At 60.3% G+C, this 1026-nt stretch carries 1 protein-coding gene and 1 pseudogene; one reads left to right on the forward strand and one right to left on the reverse strand.

All coding sequences use genetic code 11. The annotated features are described in order from the left end of the window. Window positions 1–88: 88 nt before the first annotated feature. Window positions 89–449, forward strand: a pseudogene (locus tag NW863_RS13165) (histidine phosphatase family protein). A gap of 22 nt (window positions 450–471) precedes the next feature. Here the strand turns inward: NW863_RS13165 and NW863_RS13170 are convergent. Further along, window positions 472–1026, reverse strand: a 555-nt coding sequence (locus tag NW863_RS13170) for a DUF58 domain-containing protein (protein WP_414366897.1), incomplete at its 5' end; no start/stop codon positions are given.

Consider the following 1026-nt stretch of genomic DNA (forward strand, 5'->3'; position numbering starts at 1 on the left):
CAGGCCCTCTACGTCAGCCCGATGCGGCGCACCTTGGCTACTCTCAGGCCGCTGGCAGAGAAGACGGGGTTGGAGATAGGGAAATCCAATCCACTACAGCGAGTGGGAGGGCAAAACCCACGCCGAGGCCCGCGAAGACCATCCCGAAGCCTACTGGCGCTGGAGGACCGAGCCGGCCTGGAACGCCCCCAGGTGGCGAAACCGCTGTGCAAATTGCCAACCGCGCCCTGCCGGTTGTGGCGGAGATATCGTCTCCCACAAACAAGGCCACCCTTCAGATTCTTCTCCGCAGCCTGCTGGGCATTCACCTGGGCCGCTACCGGGATCGTATCGAGGTTTTGGCTGCCTCGGTCAGCGTGGTCAAGTGCGACCGCTATGGGCCCCTGCTGGAAAGCTTGGGGGAACGCGGCTATCTGGCGCCTAATCTGCAGCAAAGGGTAGGCACCTAAACTTTCAAAATGGGTCTGAAGTTCACTCAATGGGGATAAATTGCAATAGCAATCCTGGGTGGATGAGATAGCCCGGGGCAGATTTTCCATCCTGGTCGGGATGGGCCAGCAGCACACAGCGATCTTGAGGGGTGAGGTTAAACCCGGCAGAGGGATCAGCCAGTTGAGAGTTGAGTTGGGGATCCCCGACAAACGTTAGTTGGGCCAACAGAGTTAACAGCCGGTCTTGGTGGGCCAGATCCGCTCCAAAAGCAGTTCGCTCCTGCAAGGTGGCCAGCGCCACAGGATAGCCTTCTCGAATCAAATAGGTGAGGATCCCGGCACAGCACTCTACGGCCCGCTCCAGCTTGTTGCGATGGGCTTCAGGGCTTTCTCCCCGCGGCTGCCAGCGATTTTCAAAACAGAGGACGATGGCCTGGGAACGGGGGCGCTCCAGCTCCCGCACAACCAGTTGATCCCGTTTGGCCGAGATCTTCCAGTGCACCGAGCGCAGATCATCCTGGGGACGATAAGGCCGCAGGCTAAGGTAGTCCCCCTCCTGGCCGGCCTGAGGGCGCAACTGGCTACCGCCGCTCAA

The sequence above is a fragment of the Synechococcus sp. B60.1 genome (genome assembly GCF_047462555.1).
GTDB lineage: Bacteria > Cyanobacteriota > Cyanobacteriia > Thermostichales > Thermostichaceae > Thermostichus.